The following is a 16,349-nucleotide window of genomic DNA, read 5'->3' as shown; positions in this document are numbered from 1 at the left end:
GTCAGGGCCGTTCCCGCGCCGGCTTGTCCACGAGGCGCGCCAGGTCGAGCAGGTCACCGGCCACCCGCTCGGGTTCTTCCACGTGGAGGTTGTGGTCGGTGTCGACGTACCAGCGGGACTCCGCCCGCGGGATGGCCGCCTCGGCCTCCGCCACCCACTTCCGGGCGTAGCTGCCCCAGGACGCGGCGTGGGCGGGCAGGGCGACGAGCAGCAGGACGGGCACCGTGATGTCGGGGTACCAGCGGGCGGGCGGGTCCTGCCACATGCTGTCCGCGAGCGACATGTAGTGCTCCAGCGGCAGCCGCTGCACGAGCAGCCCGTCCGGCCCTCGCACCATGTCGGCGAGGCTCGCCGAGACGGCGGTCTCCGACCACCTCGGGTGGAGGCCCCGCAGGAGTTCCCGCATGGTCTCCTCGGTGGTTCCGGTGACGTCGCGCCACCATCCGGCGAGCTCCACGCTCTTCTCCCGGGTGGGGGCGTAACGGGAGGTGTCGACGAAGCCGATCCAGCCGCCGTCCACCAGCGCGAGGCCCGCGGCCAGCTCGGGGTGCTGGGCCGCGAGCCGCACCGCGAGGTTTCCGCCCCAGGAGTGGCCGGCGAACAGGGCTCCGGTCAGCCGCAGCTCGCGGCAGACGGCCACCAGGTCCGCCACGGCGGTGGCGTTGTCGTACCCGTGCTCCGGCAGGTCGGAGTCACCGTGTCCGCGCATGTCGAGCGCGTAGACGGGATGGCCGGCGGCCGCGAGCAGGTCGGCGACCTCGTCCCACAGCCGGGCGTTGGACCCCAGCCCGTGGAGCAGCAGGAACGGCCGACCGTCGCGGCCCGGCCGGTGCCGCACGTTCACATGCACTGCGTGGTCTACCGGGACGGACAGCTTCATGGCGGGGATCCCTTGCCTGCTGGGAGAGGGGTTGAGACGGTGACCGGTCGAGCGGTATCGCGGCGCGGGCTAGGCCGCATCCGCCTCGTAGGTCTCCGCGAGGTACTTGCCGAGCAGGGTGGAGGTGGGGTGCTCGACGATCGCGACGAGGGGGACCTCGAGGCCGGTGTCGCTCATCAGGCTCTTGGCCAGTTGCACGGCGCTCAGCGAGCTCAGGCCGTTCTCCAGGAAGTTGCTCTCCTCGTCCAGCGCGGGGACGTCGAGGACCTCGGAGGCCCGGTGGAGCACCTGCCCGGCCAGCAGCCGCTGGCGTTCCTCCGGTGTCGCGGACGCGAGACGCGCGGCGAACTGCTCGTCGTGAGTGGCTTCCTCGTGGGGTTCCATGGCTGCACCCTCTCGGTGTCGTATCGGGCTGGCGGGAGTACGTCGTGGTCTGGTGCGGTGGGCTAGCCGAGGGCGCCCTTCGCGGCGATGCCGGACGGCTTGAGCCCGACCATCTCCAGCTCCTCGGGGTGGAACGGCGGTTCGACCAGCTCCGGGTAGCTGGTGTCGGTGCGCAGCAGCGACAGGAAGCGGGAGTCGCCGAGGGCCTTCTGCGGCGCGTTCAGGCTCAGCACGCCGGTGGTGACCTCGCACACCTTCGGCGAGCGGATCGACTTGCCGGAGAGGAAGTCCGAGAACCTGAGCCGCTCGGCGACGTCCGGGCCGGTCAGCCGCGGGTCGCTGGAGAGGTTGCGGCAGTTGACGTACTGGATGTCGTTGAGCCCGGCCATGATCCAGGGGTCGTCGACCACCTCGCTGAGCGCGCGCTGGACCTGCCGGGTGCCGCCCTCGCCGAAGCCGTCGCGGGCCAGCTGCTTGTCCAGGGCCTCGGCGGCGCGGGCGGCCGCGCTCATGCCGTGGCCGTAGACCGGGTTGAACGCCGCCAGCGAGTCGCCGAGGATCAGCAGGCCCTCCGGCCACCGCGGCATCCGCTCGGGATACATGCGCCGGTTGGCTCCCGAGTGCGACTGGAAGATGGGGCTGATGGGCTCGGCGACGCTCATGAGGTCGCTGACGATCGAGTGCCGCAACACCTTGGCGTAGCCGGTGAACTCGTCCTCGTCGCTGGGCAGCGGAGCACCGCGCGTGCTGGTCAGGGTGACCAGCCAGCGACCGCCCTCCTGCGGGTAGACCACGCCGAAGCGGCCCGGTTGCCGGGTGAGGGGATCGGCTGCGACCTGGACCGCGGGGAAGTTTCCGTCCGCGCCCTCGGGCGCCTTGAACATGCGGGTGGCGTAGCCGATGCCGGCGTCGACCACGTCCTGCTCGACGGCCGGCAGGCCGAGGGCCGCCAGCCAGTGGCCGAGGCGCGAGGCGCGCCCCGTGGCGTCCACCACCAGGTCGGCCTCCAGCAGCCTGGGCTCGCCGCCGCCCGTGTCCCGAACCCGCACCCCGGTGACCCGGGAGCGGTCCCCGGCCAGCTCGACGGCCTCGGTGCCGTGCTCCACCTCGATCCGGCCGCCGGAGAGGATCTGGTCGCGCACCACCCAGTCGAGCAGGGGGCGGGTGCACATCATGGCGTACGCGGTCGCGGGGAAGCGGTACTGCCAGCCCCAGGCCGTCAGGGTCACCAGGTCGCGCTGGAAGCCGATCCGGCGGGCGCCGGCCGCCATCAGCCGTTCGGAGGTGCCCGGCAGCAGGTTCTCGACGATGCCCGCGCCGCTGGACCACAGGACGTGGACGTGGCGGGCCTGGGGCTGCCCCTTACGGTGGTGCGGCCCGTCGGGCAGGATGTCACGCTCCACCACGGTCACGGATTCCAGGTGGCGGGCCAGCACATGGGCGGTGAGCATGCCGGCCCATCCGCCGCCCAGCACAACGGCACGTGTCGGTGTGGTCATGGCACCAAGTCCTCTCGGAGCGGGCTCGTCTGCGCGGACACTGGCCTTTCGCCCAGGGCGCCCATTACGAGGGTGTCCCGAACGGCTTAAGTGCGTCTTTCCGTTCCGGCCGCCGCGCGGTGTCCGGCGCCGGCTCCGGTGCGGTGTCGTCGTCGGGGATCCCGATCGTCATGTCGGTGAGGCCCCAGAACCCCTGGATGTGCGCGCCCAGGCGGTCCTCGTTGACCTCACAGATGGTGATCATGCGCATGCGCATCCGGGCCGGGACGTAGACCCGGGCGTCCCCCAGGACCACCACGAACCGTCCGTCCATCGACGTGACGAGCCGGCCCAGCATCTCGTGCACCTTGCCCTCGGAGCCCCGGAACGCGTGCTCGCGCAGGGCGTCCTTGCCGCGCAGCAAGAGGCCGCCCACCGGGTCCTCGAAGACGATGTCGTCGGTGAACAGGGCGACGGTCCCTTCCACGTCCCCTTTCTGCAGCAGCCGGAGGTAGTTGTGGGGCAGCTCCCTGAGGGCCGCCTCGTCGGGGTCGATCACCGAAGGCCCGGCGAACGGCCCCGACCTGCCGTCGACCGAGGTCTCCAGGTCGGGTTTGCCCCAGTACGCTCGCATGTCCTCGATGAGGCCGGACTCGCCGACGCGCAGCAGCAACGCGTAGTGGCAGCGCAGGGCGGTCGGCTCCGCGCCCTCGGGCGCGGGCAGCCAGCCGCGGTCGGCGTACAGCGGGCCGCTGGGCCGGTAGTCCATGACCGCGGTGATCCGGGACAGCACGTGTGTGCCGTCCTGTCCCACGACCGACTCCACGATCGTCTCGTCGACGTTTCCGGCGACGGCGCTCTCGAAGTGCGCGCGGAGCGCCTCGTGGCCGGCCAGGCGGCCGGCCCCGACGGGGGCCTCGAACGTGACGTCCTCGGCGTACAGGCCGAGAAGCCCGTCGATGTCGCCCTCGCTGAGGCGCCGGCTGTGTTCGCGTGCGATCTTCTTTCGGGTGCGCTCGTTGAGCACCGTGTCTCCTCTGCTTACCGGTCGGGCCGTACCAGGCTCATGTCGAACACGGCGCGCCAGTACCGTCCGCGCCGGAAGGCGTAGGTGGGCAGCTCGACGCGGCGGGCGCCGGGCCCGAACACCGCCCGCCAGTCCACGGCGGCGCCGCGGGCGTGCGCCCGGGCGAGGGCGGCGGCAGCGGAGGTGACCTCCGCGACGCCGGGCCGCAGCGCGGCCACCGCGTGCGCCCCCGCGCCGTCGAGGAGTCCGGCCACCTCGTGGCCGCCCAGTTCCAGGTAGACCGTGCCGTCTCCGGCCAGGTCGCGGACCTGGCCGGCGAAGTCCCGCGGCGGGCCCGGGTCCTCGTGCGGGCCGGTCAGCGCCGCGCAGGCGTCGGGCAGTGGCAGCCGCCCGCTGACGTGCTCCTCGGCGAGGCGGCCGATGCCGTGGCCGCGCACCGCGCCGGGCCGCGTCCCCCACGACTCGACCAGCCGGAACAGCGCCACCTGGATCGCGAAGGCCCGGGCCGGGCCGGGGACGGCCACCGAGATGGGATCCGCGCCGGTGAGCATCGCGTCCCGGGCGGGGAAGCCCAGGTGGGCGTCGAGCGCGGCGCAGACCGTGTCGAACGCGCCGGCGAACGCCGGGAAGGCGTCGTACAGCTGCTTGCCGGTGCCGGGCGCGGGGGCGTGGCCCGTGAACAGGACGACGAGCCGGGGCCGGCGTCCGATCACGTCCCGCGTGACGTGGGGCGCGGGTGTTCCCTCGGCCAGGGCCCGCAGTCCGTCCAGCAGCTCCTGGCGGCTCTCGCCGACGACCACGCCGCGGTGTTCCAGCGCGGCCCGGGACGTCCCCAGCGACAGTCCGACGTCGTCCGGCCGGAGGCCGGGCCGCTCGTCGAGGTGGGCCAGCAGCCGGGCCGCCTGGGCGCGCAGCGCGTCGGGGTCGCAGCCGGAGAGCGGCCAGAGCACCACGCCGGCGCTCCCCGGCCCTCCTTCCGCTTCGGGTGCCGGGGACGGCTCGTCTTCGTGCGGCGCCTGTTCGAGGATGACGTGTGCGTTGGTGCCGCCGAATCCGAACGCGGACACCCCGGCCCGCCGTGGCCGGCCGGTCCCGGGCCAGGGCGTGGCGGCGGTGAGCAGCCGGATCCGGCCCCGCTTCCAGGAGATGTGCGGTGAGGGCACCTCGGTGTGCAGGGTGCGCGGCAGGACGCCGTGGCGCATGGCCTGGACCGTCTTGATCACCCCGGCCATGCCGCTGGCCCCCTGCGTGTGGCCGAGGTTGGACTTCACCGCCCCCAGCAGCAGCGGGCGGTCGGCCGGGCGGTCCGCTCCGTAGACGGACGCCAGCGCCTGGGCCTCCACCGCGTCACTGAGCAGGCCGCCGGTGCCCTGACCCTCGACGGCGTCGATCTCGTGCGGCTGGAGCCCCGCGGCGGCCAGCGCCTGTCTGATCAGCCGCTGCTGGGCGGGGCCGTTCGACGCGCTCACGCCGTTGTTGGTGCCTTCCTGGCCGATCGCGCTGCCGCGGATGACGGCGAGCACGGGCCGCCCGTGCGCGCGGGCGGTGGAGAGGCGCTCCAGGAGCACCACGCCCACCCCCTCGGCGAAGGCGATCCCCTCGGCCCCGTCGGCGAACGAGCGGCAGCGGGTGGCGGCGGGCAGCCCTATCCCCCGGCCGGTCCCGATGAACGTCTCCGGGCTGGACATCACGGTGACTCCGCCGGCCAGGGCCATGGAACACTCGCCACCGCGCAGCGACTGGCAGGCCAGGTGCAGCGCCACCAGGGAACCGGAACAGGCGGTGTCGAGGGTGGCGGTGGGCCCTTCGAGGCCGAAGACGGAGGCGAGGCGGCCGGAGAGCACGGCGCGCGACCCGCCGGAGGCGAGGTGGCCGAGCAGCTCGTCGGGGACGTCCTTCAGGTGCGGGGTGTAATCCTGGCCGGTGGTGCCCACGAAGACGCCGCAGCGCCCGCCGCGGACCGACCGCGGGTCGATCCCGGCCCGTTCGAACGCCTCCCAGGTGGTCTCCAGCAGCAGCCGCTGCTGAGGGTCCATCACCGCGGCCTCGCCCGGGGAGATCCCGAACGGCGCCGGGTCGAACACGCCGGCGTCGCCGAGGAAGCCTCCCTCCCCGACCGCGCTGCGCACATCCGGGTGGGCGTCCGGCCCGCACAGGCCGTCCAGGTCCCAGCCCCGGTCGGTGGGAAAGGCGCCGATCGCGTCCCGCTCCTCGGTCAGCAGTGTCCACAGGTCGTCCGGCGACTCGACACCCCCGGGGTAGCGGCAGGCCATCCCGGTGATGGCGACGGGCTCCCGGGGTGCCGCGCGCAGCCGCTCGTTCTCCCTGCGCAGCCGCTCGGCCTCCAGGAGCGAGGTGCGCAGGGCCTCGACGACCTTGGCGTCGGCCACTGTCATGACATTCCTCCGAAGGGACGGCACACGTCAGGACTCGTCGTTGCGCAAGGCCGCGTTCACCAGTTCCTCGAGGTCCATGGAGGCGATGTCCGCGGAATCGGGGGCGAGGGTGTCGTCGCGGGGTCCGTCCGCGGGTCGCGCCCCCGTGGTGTCCGCTTCCCCGGGCCCCTCGTCGCCCAGCCGCAGCAGTGCCTCCAGCAGGCCGGATTCCTCCAGCCGGCGCAGCGGGACGGCGGCCAGCACCTGCCGGACCCGGCTCTCGCGCGGATCGGTGGACGGGCCCTCCGGCAGGCCGGGGGGCGGGCTCGGGTCGGCGGGGGCGCTCGGACCGGTGGGCGGGCCCAGCTCGGTGGGCGGGCCCAGCTCGGTGGGCGGGGCGATCCGCTCGCGCAGGTGCTCGGCCAGCGCCACGGGGTCGGCGAAGTCGAAGACGAGCGTGGCGGGCAGGCGCAGGCCGGTGGCGGCCGAGAGCCGGTTGCGCAGCTCGACGGCGGTCAGCGAGTCGAAGCCCAGCTCCTTGAACGTCCGGTCGGGGGCGATCTCGCCGGCCGAGCCGTGGCCGAGGACGGCCGCCATGTGCGCGCGCACCGCCTCCAGCACACAGCGGTCGCGTTCCGCCTCCGGCAGCGCGGCGACCCGGTCCGCCAGCGACGGGCCGCCGCTGCCCGCCACGCCGCTGTCCGCGACCCGCCGTGCCCTGCCGCGGCCGGCGGCCGGGCCGCCACGCGAGGCCGCCGCGGACTGCCGGACCGGGACCAGCAGCGCGTCGCCCGCGGCGTACGACCGGTCGAACAGCGCCAGGGCCTGTTCGGTGGGCAGCGGATCCATACCGGCCTGGCGGATGCGCTGCCGGGTGCCGTCGTCCAGCTCGCCGGTGAGCGCGCTGGTCTCCTCCCACATCCCCCAGGCCAGGGACTGCGCGGGCAGCCCGTGGGCCCGGCGGTGGTGGGCCAGGGCGTCCAGGAAGGTGCTGGCGGCGGCGTAGTTGGCCTGCGAGGGGTTGCCGTACACCCCGACGATGGAGGAGAACAGCACGAACAGCGCCAGGTCGGCGCCCTGGGTGAGCTCGTGCAGATGCAGCGCGGCCTCGGCCTTCGGCCGCAGCACCCGGGCCAGTTGCTCGGGGGTCAGCGCCTCGACCATGCCGTCGTCGAGCACGCCGGCGCAGTGCACCACCCCGGTCAGCGGGTGGGCGTCGGGGACGGCGGCCAGCACCTCGGCGAGCCGCTCGCGGTCGCCGGCGTCGCAGGCCGTGACGGTCACGGTGGCGCCCAGCGCGGCGAGCTCCTCGCGCAGGGCGGGGGCGCCGGGTGCCTCGGGGCCCCGGCGGCTGGTCAGCAGCAGGTGCCGCACCCCGTGACGGGTCACCAGGTGGCGGGCGATCAGGCCGCCCAGGGTGCCGGTGCCACCGGTGACCAGGACCGTGCCCTCCGGGTCGAGCGGCCTCGGCAGCGTCAGCACGATCTTGCCGATGTGAGCGGCGCGGCTCATCAGCCGGAACGCGTCGCGCGCCCGGCGGATGTCGAAGGCGCGGACCGCGGGGTGGGTCAGCTCGCCGCGCGCGAACCGGCCGAGGATCCCGGTCAGCATGCGGCCGATGCCGTCCTCTCCCGGCTCCCTCAGGTCGAGGACGCGGTAGCGGACGCCGGGGTACGGCCCGGCGAGCTGCTCGGGGTCGCGGACGTCGGTCATGCCCAGCTCCACGAACCGGCCCTTCTCGGCCAGCAGGCGCAGGGACGCGTCGGTGTGCTCGCCGGTGAGGCTGTTGAGGACCACGTCGACGCCGCGGCCGCCGGTGGCGGCGCGGAAGGTGTCCTCGAAGTCCAGGTCGCGGGAGGAGGCGCGGTGGGCCTCGTCGATGCCCATCGCCTCCAGCACGGCGTGTTTGCCCGGGCCGGCGGTGGCGTAGATCTCGGCGCCCAGGTGGCGGGCGATCTGCACGGCCGCCGTGCCCACGCCGCCGGTGGCGGCGTGGACGAGGACCGACTCGCCCGCCTTGAGCCCGGCGAGGTCCACCAGCCCGTACCAGGCGGTCACGAACGCGATCGGCACGGCCGCCGCCTGCTCGTCGGTCCAGCCCGCCGGGACGGGCACGACGGAGCGGGCGTCCGCCACGGCGGTCGAGCCGAAGGCCCCCTGGAACATGCCCATCACGCGGTCGCCGACGGCCACCGACGTGACGTCCGGGGCCGCCTCGACCACCACCCCCGCGCCCTCGCTGCCGCGGAACGCCCCGTCGCCCGGGTACATCCCGAGCGCGATCAGCACGTCCCGGAAGTTGACGCCGGCGGCGCGGACCCGGACGCGGATCCGGCCGGGGGCGAGCGGCCCGGGTTCCTCCGCCGCCACCAGGCCCAGGTTCTCCAGCGTGGCGGGCCCGGCGATGTCCAGCCGCCAGTCGGGGTCTTCCGGCAGCGTCAGCGCGCCGCCGGAGGCCGCGGGGACCAGGCCGGCGACCCGCACCGTCCCGTCGCGGACGACGATCCGCTGCTCGCCGGCGGCCACCGCCGCGGCGACCGCCTCCGGCAGCTCGGGCCCCTCCAGGTCCACCAGGACCAGCCGGTCCGGATGCTCGGACTGCGCGGAGCGGATCAGGCCCCACACCGGGGCGTGGACGAGGTCGGTGACGTCCTCGCCCTCGGCGGCGGCGACCGCGCCGCGGGTGACCACCACCAGCCGGGAGGCGGCGAACCGCTCGTCGGCGAGCCAGCGCTGGACGGTGTGCAGCACCTCGCCCAGCCGGCGGCGCAGCGTGCCGGGGAGGTCCCCGTCGTCCGGCACCGGTTCGCAGGGCAGCAGGGCCGCCGGCGGGGCGGGCAGGCCGCCGTCCACCGCGGCGGCGAGCGCGTCGAGGTCCTCGTAGCGGCGCACTCCGTGGTGGGTGGGCTCGGTGCCGGTGGCGATCGCGGCCCAGTCGTCGGTGGGGGCGCCGGTCCGGGGGCCGGTCAGGGGGGTGTACGCCACCCGGAGGAGCGTGTCCCCGGTGTCCTCGCCGCCGCCCGGGAGTTGCTCGGCCGTGAACGGCCGCGTCACCAGGGCCTCGATGGAGATCACCGGGTGTCCCGAGGCGTCGGTGGCCTGGACGGACATGCCGTCGTCGCCGACCGGCGCGAGTCTGACGCGCAGCAACTCGGCGCCGGTGGCGGCCAGCGACACGCCGTTCCAGGCGAACGGCAGCGCCATCCGGCCTTCGCTGTCGCCGCGCACCGCGCTCAGTCCGCTGGCGTGCAGCGCGCCGTCCAGCAGAGCGGGGTGGATGCCGAACGCGGCGGCCTTCCCGCGCTGCTCCTCCGGGAGGACGACCTCGGCGAACACCTCCGTCTCGCGCCGGTACACGGCGCGCAGCGAGCGGAAGGCGGGGCCGTAGCGGTAGCCGCCCTCGGCGAGCTGGTCGTAGCAGCCCTCCACGGGCACGGGCTGGGCACCTTCGGGCGGCCACTGGGCGAGGTCGAACGGCCGGGCGGCCCCGCCGGCCGCCAGGACGCCGGTGACGTGCCGGCTCCACGGCCGGTCGGACCCGGACGGGCGGGCGTACACTCCGAGCGTGCGGCGGCCGTCCTCGTCGGGGCCGCCCACCACGAGTTGGAGGTCGAAGCCGCCCTGCTCGGGGAGGACCAGCGGGCTCGCCAGCACCATTTCCTCGAGGCGGTCGCAGCCCACCTCGTCACCGGCCCTGACGGCCAGTTCCACGAACACGGCGCCGGGCACCAGCACCGCGCCGGCCACCGCGTGGTCGGCCAGCCACGGATGGGTGTCCAGGCCGAGCCGGCCGGTCAGGACCACCTCGTCGCCCTCGGCGAGGACGGTGACGGCTCCCAGCAGCGGGTGGTCGGCCGGCGCGAGGCCGAGGCTCGTGGGGTCGCCCGCCGCGCCGGCGGTGGCGTCCAGCCAGTAGCGCCGCCGCTGGAACGCGTAGGTGGGCAGGTCGGCGGGGCTGGTCCCGTCCGGGAACACCGCGCTCCAGTCCACCGTGGCGCCATGGGCGTGGGCCTGGCCCAGCGCGAGGAGGAAGCGGTCCCAGCCCCCCTCGTCCCGGCGCAGGGTGCCGAGGGCCGTGGCGTTGGCCCCCGACTGGTCCATGGTTTCCTGCACGCCGATGGTGAGGACCGGATGCGGGCTGCACTCGATGAACACGCCGTGCCCGTCGGCCAGAAGCGCCTCGGTGGCCTCCTGGAACCTCACCTGCCGGCGGAGGTTGGTGTACCAGTAGTCGGCGCCCATGGTGGTGCCGTCGATACGCCGCCCGGTGACGGTCGAGTACAGCGGGACGGTGCCGGCCTTCGGCTCGATGCCCGCCAGGGCCTCGAGCAGCGGGTCGCGCAGCGCGTCGACGTGGGCGCAGTGCGAGGCGTAGTCCACCGGGACGCGCCGGGCGCGCACGCCGTCGGCCTCGTAGCCCTCCAGCAGTTCCTCGAGGGCGTCGGCGTCGCCGGAGACCACGGTCGAGGAGGGGCCGTTGACGGCGGCCACGCTCAGCCGCCCGTCCCAGCGCTCCAGGTGTTTCTCCACCAGCTCGACGGGCTGCGCCACGGAGGCCATGCCGCCACGGCCGGACAGCTCGGGAAGCACCTGGGAGCGCAGCACCACGACGCGGGCGGCGTCGTCCACCGACAGGACGCCCGCGACGCACGCCGCCGCGATCTCGCCCTGGGAGTGGCCCACCACGGCCGCGGGCTCCACTCCGTGGGAACGCCACAGCTCGGCGAGGGCCACCATCACGGCCCACAGCACGGGCTGGACCACGTCCACCCGCTCCAGCGAGGGGGCGCCGGGATCGGCTCGCAGCACCGACTCCACGGTGTAGTCGGTGTGCCGTTCGACCGCTTCGGCGCAGCGGCGGAAGTGTTCGGCGAACACCGGTGAGGCGTCGGCCAGGGCGAGGGCCATGCCGGCCCACTGCGAGCCCTGGCCGGGGAAGACGAACGCCGTCGCGCCGGGGTTCACCGCGCCCGTGACGACGTGGCCGGCGGGGGTTCCCTCGGCCAGCGAGCCCAGCCCGGCCAGGAGGGCGCCGCGGTCGGCGGCGACCACGGCGGCGCGGTGCGACTGCGCGGCGCGCGAGCCGGCCAGGGCGATCCCGACGCGGGTGGGGCTCGCCTCCGGCCGCTCGGCGAGGAAGTCCCGCAGCCGGGCGGCCTGGGCGCGCAGCGCCGCCTCGCCACGCCCGGACACCAGCCACGGGACGACCGGCAACTCGGCGGCGGGGGCGGGCTCCTCGGCCGGCGGGGCCTGTTCGAGGATGACGTGGGTGTTGGTGCCGCTCATGCCGAAGGAGGACACGCCGGCCCGGCGTGGACCGCCGGTCTCGGGCCACGGCCGCGCCTCGGTGAGCAGCCGCACGGTGCCCTCGGACCAGTCCACCTGAGGGGTGGGTTCGTCCACGTGCAGGGTGCGCGGCAGGAGGCCCTCGCGCAACGCGTGCACCATCTTGATCACCCCGGCCATGCCGGCGGCGGCCTGGGTGTGCCCGATGTTGGACTTGACCGAGCCCAGCCACAGCGGGCCGCCGTCGGCGCGCCGCCGGCCGTAGGCGGCGATCAGCGCCTGTGCCTCGATGGGGTCGCCCAGCGAGGTGCCGGTGCCGTGCGCCTCCACCACGTCGATGTCCCGGGGGGACAGCTGGGCGTCGGCCAGCGCCGCGCGGATGACGCGTTCCTGGGCGGGGCCATGGGGCGCGGTGAGGCCGTTGGAGGCGCCGTCCTGGTTGATCGCGGAGCCGCGGATCACGGCGAGCACGGGGTGCCCGAGGCGCTCGGCGTCCGCGAGCCGTTCCACCAGCAGAACGCCCACCCCCTCGGCGGGCCCGAAGCCGTCGGCCGCCGCCGCGAACGCCTTGCACCGGCCGTCGGCCGCGAGCCCGTTCAGCTTGCTGAACTCCAGGTAGGTGCCGGGGGTCGCCATCACGCACACCCCGCCGGCCAGCGCGAGGGAGCACTCTCCCCTGCGCAGGGCCTGCACCGCCAGGTGCAGGGCCACCCCGGACGAGGAGCAGGCGGTGTCCACCGTGAAGGAGGGGCCCTCGAAGCCGAAGGTGTAGGAGATGCGGCCGGACATCGAGCTGGCGGCCAGCCCGGTGGCCAGGTACCCGGCGACGTCCTGCGGCACGCCCGCGGCGTTCCCCGCGTAGTAGACGGTGCTGCCGCCGACGAAGACCCCGGTCTTGCTGCCGCGCAGCGAGGTCAGGTCGATGCGGGCGCGCTCGATGGCCTCCCAGGAGGTCTCCAGCAGCAGGCGCTGCTGGGGGTCCATGGCCAGCGCCTCGCGCGGGTTGATGTCGAAGAAGTCGGCGTCGAAGTCGGCGATGTCGTGGACGAATCCGCCCTCGCGCACATAACTGGTGCCGGTCTCGCCCGAGTCGTTGAACATGCCGGGGTCCCAGCCCCGGTCGTCGGGCATGGGGGAGATCACGTCGCGGCCCTCGGACACCAGCTCCCACAGGGCCTCCGGCGTGTCCGCGCCACCGGGGAACCGGCAGGCCATGCCGACGATCGCGATCGGCCGGCGGTCCCGGGCCTCCACCTCGCGGAGGCGCTGCTGAGTGTCATGCAGGTCGGTCGCCACCCGTTTGAGGTAGTCGACCAGCTGTTCCTGGTTCGCCATGGCGTCCTCTTTCAGGCCCTTCCCAGGTGGGAGTCGATGAACTGGAGTACTTCGTCGGCCGAGGCGTCCTGGAGCCGCTCCGCGACGCCGTGGCCCTCCGCAGCCGTGGGTTTCTGGCGGCACCGCGCCAGCAGCGCTTCGAGGCGGGCCGTCACGGCGTCCCGTTCCCCGTCGTCGAGGAGCAGGTCGACGTGGTCCTCCAGCCGGTCGAGTTCCTGGATCAGGGCCTCCGACCCGCTCAGCCCCTCGGAGACCAGTTGCTCCCGCAGGTGCTCGGCGAGCAGCGCGGGGGTGGGGATGTCGAAGACGAGGGTGGAGGGCAGCGTGGTGTCGGTGGCCCGGCTGAGCCGGTTGCGCAGCTCCACCGCGGTCAGTGAATCGAAACCGATCTCCTTGAAGGGCCGTGTCGGATCGACCGCGAGGACATCGCCGAGTCCGAGCACGGCCGCCACATTGCGCCGCACCAGCTCCAGCAGGGTGCGGCCCTGCTCGGCCGCCGAGAGGCCCGCCAGGCGCTCCGCCATCGTCGGGCCGTCCCCGGTGGCGGCCTGCCCCGCCGCGGCGGCGCGCCGGGCGGGTGGCTGCCTCACCAGGCCGCTGAGGACGCGGGGCAGGACATGGGCGTCGGCGAGGTCCCGCAGCGCTTCCGGGTCGAGGCGGGCGGGCACCAGCAGGCTTTCGGGCCGGCGCTCGGCCGCGTCGAACAGGGCCAGGCCCTGCTCGGACGACATCGCCCGGATACCGGAGCGCTCCATGCGCGCGATGTCGCGCTCGTCCAGGGTGCCGGTGATGCCGCTGGTCTGCTCCCAGTACCCCCAGGAGAGCGACTGGCCGGGGAGCCCGGCGGCGCGGCGGTCCTGGGCGAGCGCGTCCAGGAAGGCGTTGGACGCCGTGTAGTTGCCCTGGCCGCCGACGCCGGTCACGCCGCCGGTCGACGAGAACAGCACGAAGACCGCGAGGTCCTTCTCCCGGGTCAGCTGGTGCAGGTTGACCGCCGCGTCCACCTTGGGCCGCAGCACCGCGCGCAGCCGCTCGCCGGTGAGGGAGGGGATGGTGCCGTCGTCGATCACGCCGGCGGCGTGGATGACGCCGGTCAGCGGATGCGCCGCGGGGATGTCCGCCAGCAGCTCCGTCAGGGCGTCGCGGTCGGCGGCGTCGCAGGCGGCAACCGTCACCTCGGCGCCCAGGGCGGTCAGTTCGTCGCGCAGCGCGGCGGCGCCGGGCGCTTCGGCGCCCCGGCGGCTCGTCAGCAGCAGGTGACGGGCGCCCCGCGTGGTGACCAGATGGCGGGCGACCACGCCGCCGATCGTGCCGGTGCCGCCGGTGATCAGTACGGTGCCCTCGGGGTCGAGGGGCGCCGGGAGGGTCAGCACGACCTTGTCGGGACGCCGGGCCCGGCCGAGGTACCGGAACGCGTCGGGGGCGTGGCGCAGGTCCCAGGTCCTCGCCGGGAGGGGCCGCGGGACGCCGCGCTCCATGAGGTCCACGACCTCGGTGAGGATCTCGCCGACGCGCCCGGGGGCCACCTCGGTCGAGGCCAGCATGGTGGCGGCGTCGGCGTACGACCAGCCGGCGGGCAGGGGTACGACGCTGTCCCGGTCGGCGACGGCCAGCGGGCCGAACGCACGGGGGAAGACTCCCATCACACGGTCGCCGGGGGCGAGCCCGGTGACCTCGGGCCCGGTCTCGACGACCACCCCGGCCCCCTCGCCGACCGGGGCGCCGCGGTCGGGACGCGTGTCCGGGCCGGTGCGGAGGTCGTGGAGGTTCAGGCCCGCGGCCCGCACGGCGATGCGGACCTGGCCCTTCTCCAGCGGCGCCGCCGCCTCGGGGTGGGGCACCAGGGCGAGGCCTTCCGGGCCGTCGGCGTCGGTGGTGTCCAGACGCCAGGCGGGCAGGTCCGGCGGGGTGAGGGCGGTGTCCTGGCCGGTGCGGGCCAGCCGCGGGCAGACGACTCCGCCCTGGCGCACCGCCACCTGCGGCTCGCCCGCCCCGAGGGCGGCGGAGAGGGCGCCGGGCAGCAGCGCCGCCGCGTCCGGGTCGGTGCCGTCCAGGTCGACCAGGACGAACCGGTCGATGTTCTCCAGCTGTGCGGAGCGCACCAGACCCCAGAGGGCGGAGTGCACCAGGTCGGTGACCCCTTCGTCGCCGCTGGTCGACTGGGCGCCACGGGTGACCACCACCAGCCGGGAGACGGCGAACCGCTCGTCCGCGAGCCAGCGTTGCACGACCCCGAGAAGCCGCGCGGTCTCGTCGTGGACCGCGGTGGCGAGGCCGGGGTCGAGGGCGGTCGCTCTGTCGGCGAGGGGTGCGCAGGGCAGCACCATCAGGTCGGGCGCGGGGGCGCCGTCGTCGACGTACCGCGCCGCCTCCTCGAGGTCCGTGGTGGCGCGCACGGCGTGTCCGGCGCGTTCCAGCGCGTCCGTGATGCCGAGGCCGTCGGCGCCCACCACCTCCCAGGCGCGGTCGGCGAGCGCCTCCGGCCCGGGCTCGACGGAGATCCACTCGACGCGGTAGAGCGAGTCGGGCTCGGAACCGCCCCGGCTCAGCTGCTCCAGGGAGACCGGGCGGAAGACCACCGCGTCGGCGGAGGCGACCTGACGGCCCGAGGGGTCCGCGACACTCAGCGACACCCCGTCGGCCGTCTCGTTGGGGACCATACGGACACGCAGCGCCGAGGCGCCGGTGGCGTACAGCGACACGCCGTTCCAGGTGAACGGGAGCAGCATCCGCCCGTCGGGCGGGCCGCCCTGTCCGATGCCGCCGGCTTGCAGCGCGGTGTCCAGCAGGGCGGGGTGCAGGCCGAACCGTCCGGCCTCCCCGTGCAGTTCACCGGCGAGCGCGGCCTCGGCGAACACCTCGTCCCCGCGGCGCCAGGCGGCCTTCAGACCGCGGAACGCCGGCCCGTAGCCGTAGCCCGCCTCGGCGAGGCCGGCGTAGAGACCGTCCAGGGACAGCGGCTCGGCGTCGGCCGGGGGCCACTGGGTGAAGTCGAAGTCGTCCGGCCGGGCACCCGTGGTGAGGGTGCCGCTCGCATGCCGGGTCCACGGCCGGTCGGTGTCGTCGGGGCCGTCGGCGCGCGCGTGGACGGTGAAGCCGCGGCCGCCGTCCTGGCGTGGCGCGGAGACGACGAGCTGGAGCTGGAGCGCCCCTTCCTCGGGGAGGACGAGGGGGGTTTCCAGGACCAGTTCCTCGACGCGGTCGCAGCCCACCTCGTCCCCCGCCCGCACGGCGAGGTCGACGAACGCCGTGCCGGGCAGGAACACCGAGCCGGCCACCGCGTGGTCGGCCAGCCAGGAGTGTCCGGCGGTCGAGATCCGGCCCGTCAGCACCACCTCCTCGCTCTCGGCGACCCGGACGGCGGCGCCGAGCAGCGGGTGGTCGGCGGAGGCGAGGCCGAGGCTGTGGGGGTCGCCCTGGCCGCCGATGGTGGAGGGGTCGATCCAGTAGTGCCGGCGTTGGAACGCGTAGGTGGGCAGGTCGAGCACGGGCGGGGCCGGGGTGGTGGCCCCGGTCAGTGCGTCGGGGGCGGGGTCCACGCCGTACCAGGCCTTCCAGTCCACGGACAGGCCCGCGGTGAAGGC

The 16,349-nt window shown here is 75.0% G+C and carries 7 protein-coding genes; all 7 read right to left on the bottom strand.

Annotated elements, in window-relative coordinates:
- Position 1: 1 nt before the first annotated feature.
- Positions 2-880, bottom strand: coding sequence for an alpha/beta fold hydrolase (locus ABFY07_RS35835; RefSeq protein ID WP_346178510.1), 879 nt, complete (start codon positions 878-880; stop codon positions 2-4).
- Positions 881-949: 69 nt separating this feature from the next.
- Positions 950-1,264 carry an acyl carrier protein gene (locus ABFY07_RS35830; protein WP_346178509.1) on the bottom strand — a complete coding sequence of 105 codons (315 nt, stop codon included), beginning with the start codon at positions 1,262-1,264 and terminating at the stop codon, positions 950-952.
- A gap of 62 nt (positions 1,265-1,326) precedes the next feature.
- Positions 1,327-2,763, bottom strand: coding sequence for an NAD(P)/FAD-dependent oxidoreductase (locus ABFY07_RS35825; protein WP_346178508.1), 1,437 nt, complete (start codon positions 2,761-2,763; stop codon positions 1,327-1,329).
- Positions 2,764-2,827: 64 nt separating this feature from the next.
- Positions 2,828-3,769 (bottom strand): nuclear transport factor 2 family protein, encoded by a 942-nt coding sequence (locus tag ABFY07_RS35820; protein WP_346178507.1) that lies wholly within the window; start codon positions 3,767-3,769, stop codon positions 2,828-2,830.
- A 14-nt stretch (positions 3,770-3,783) separates the two neighbouring features.
- Positions 3,784-6,165: a type I polyketide synthase gene (locus ABFY07_RS35815; protein WP_346178506.1), complete on the bottom strand. Its 2,382-nt coding sequence runs from the start codon at positions 6,163-6,165 to the stop codon at positions 3,784-3,786.
- 27 nt (positions 6,166-6,192) lie between these two features.
- Positions 6,193-12,765, bottom strand: coding sequence for an SDR family NAD(P)-dependent oxidoreductase (locus tag ABFY07_RS35810; protein WP_346178505.1), 6,573 nt, complete (start codon positions 12,763-12,765; stop codon positions 6,193-6,195).
- 11 nt (positions 12,766-12,776) lie between these two features.
- Positions 12,777-16,349 (bottom strand): SDR family NAD(P)-dependent oxidoreductase (locus tag ABFY07_RS35805; protein ID WP_346178504.1); only part of this gene is annotated, 3,573 nt, incomplete at its 5' end.

This window comes from Streptomyces sparsogenes subsp. cuspidosporus, assembly GCF_039532705.1.
Taxonomy (GTDB): Bacteria; Actinomycetota; Actinomycetes; order Streptomycetales; family Streptomycetaceae; genus Streptomyces; species Streptomyces sparsogenes.
The sequence above is the reverse complement of the archived record's forward strand: the minus strand, read 5'-3'. Positions and strand labels throughout refer to the sequence as shown.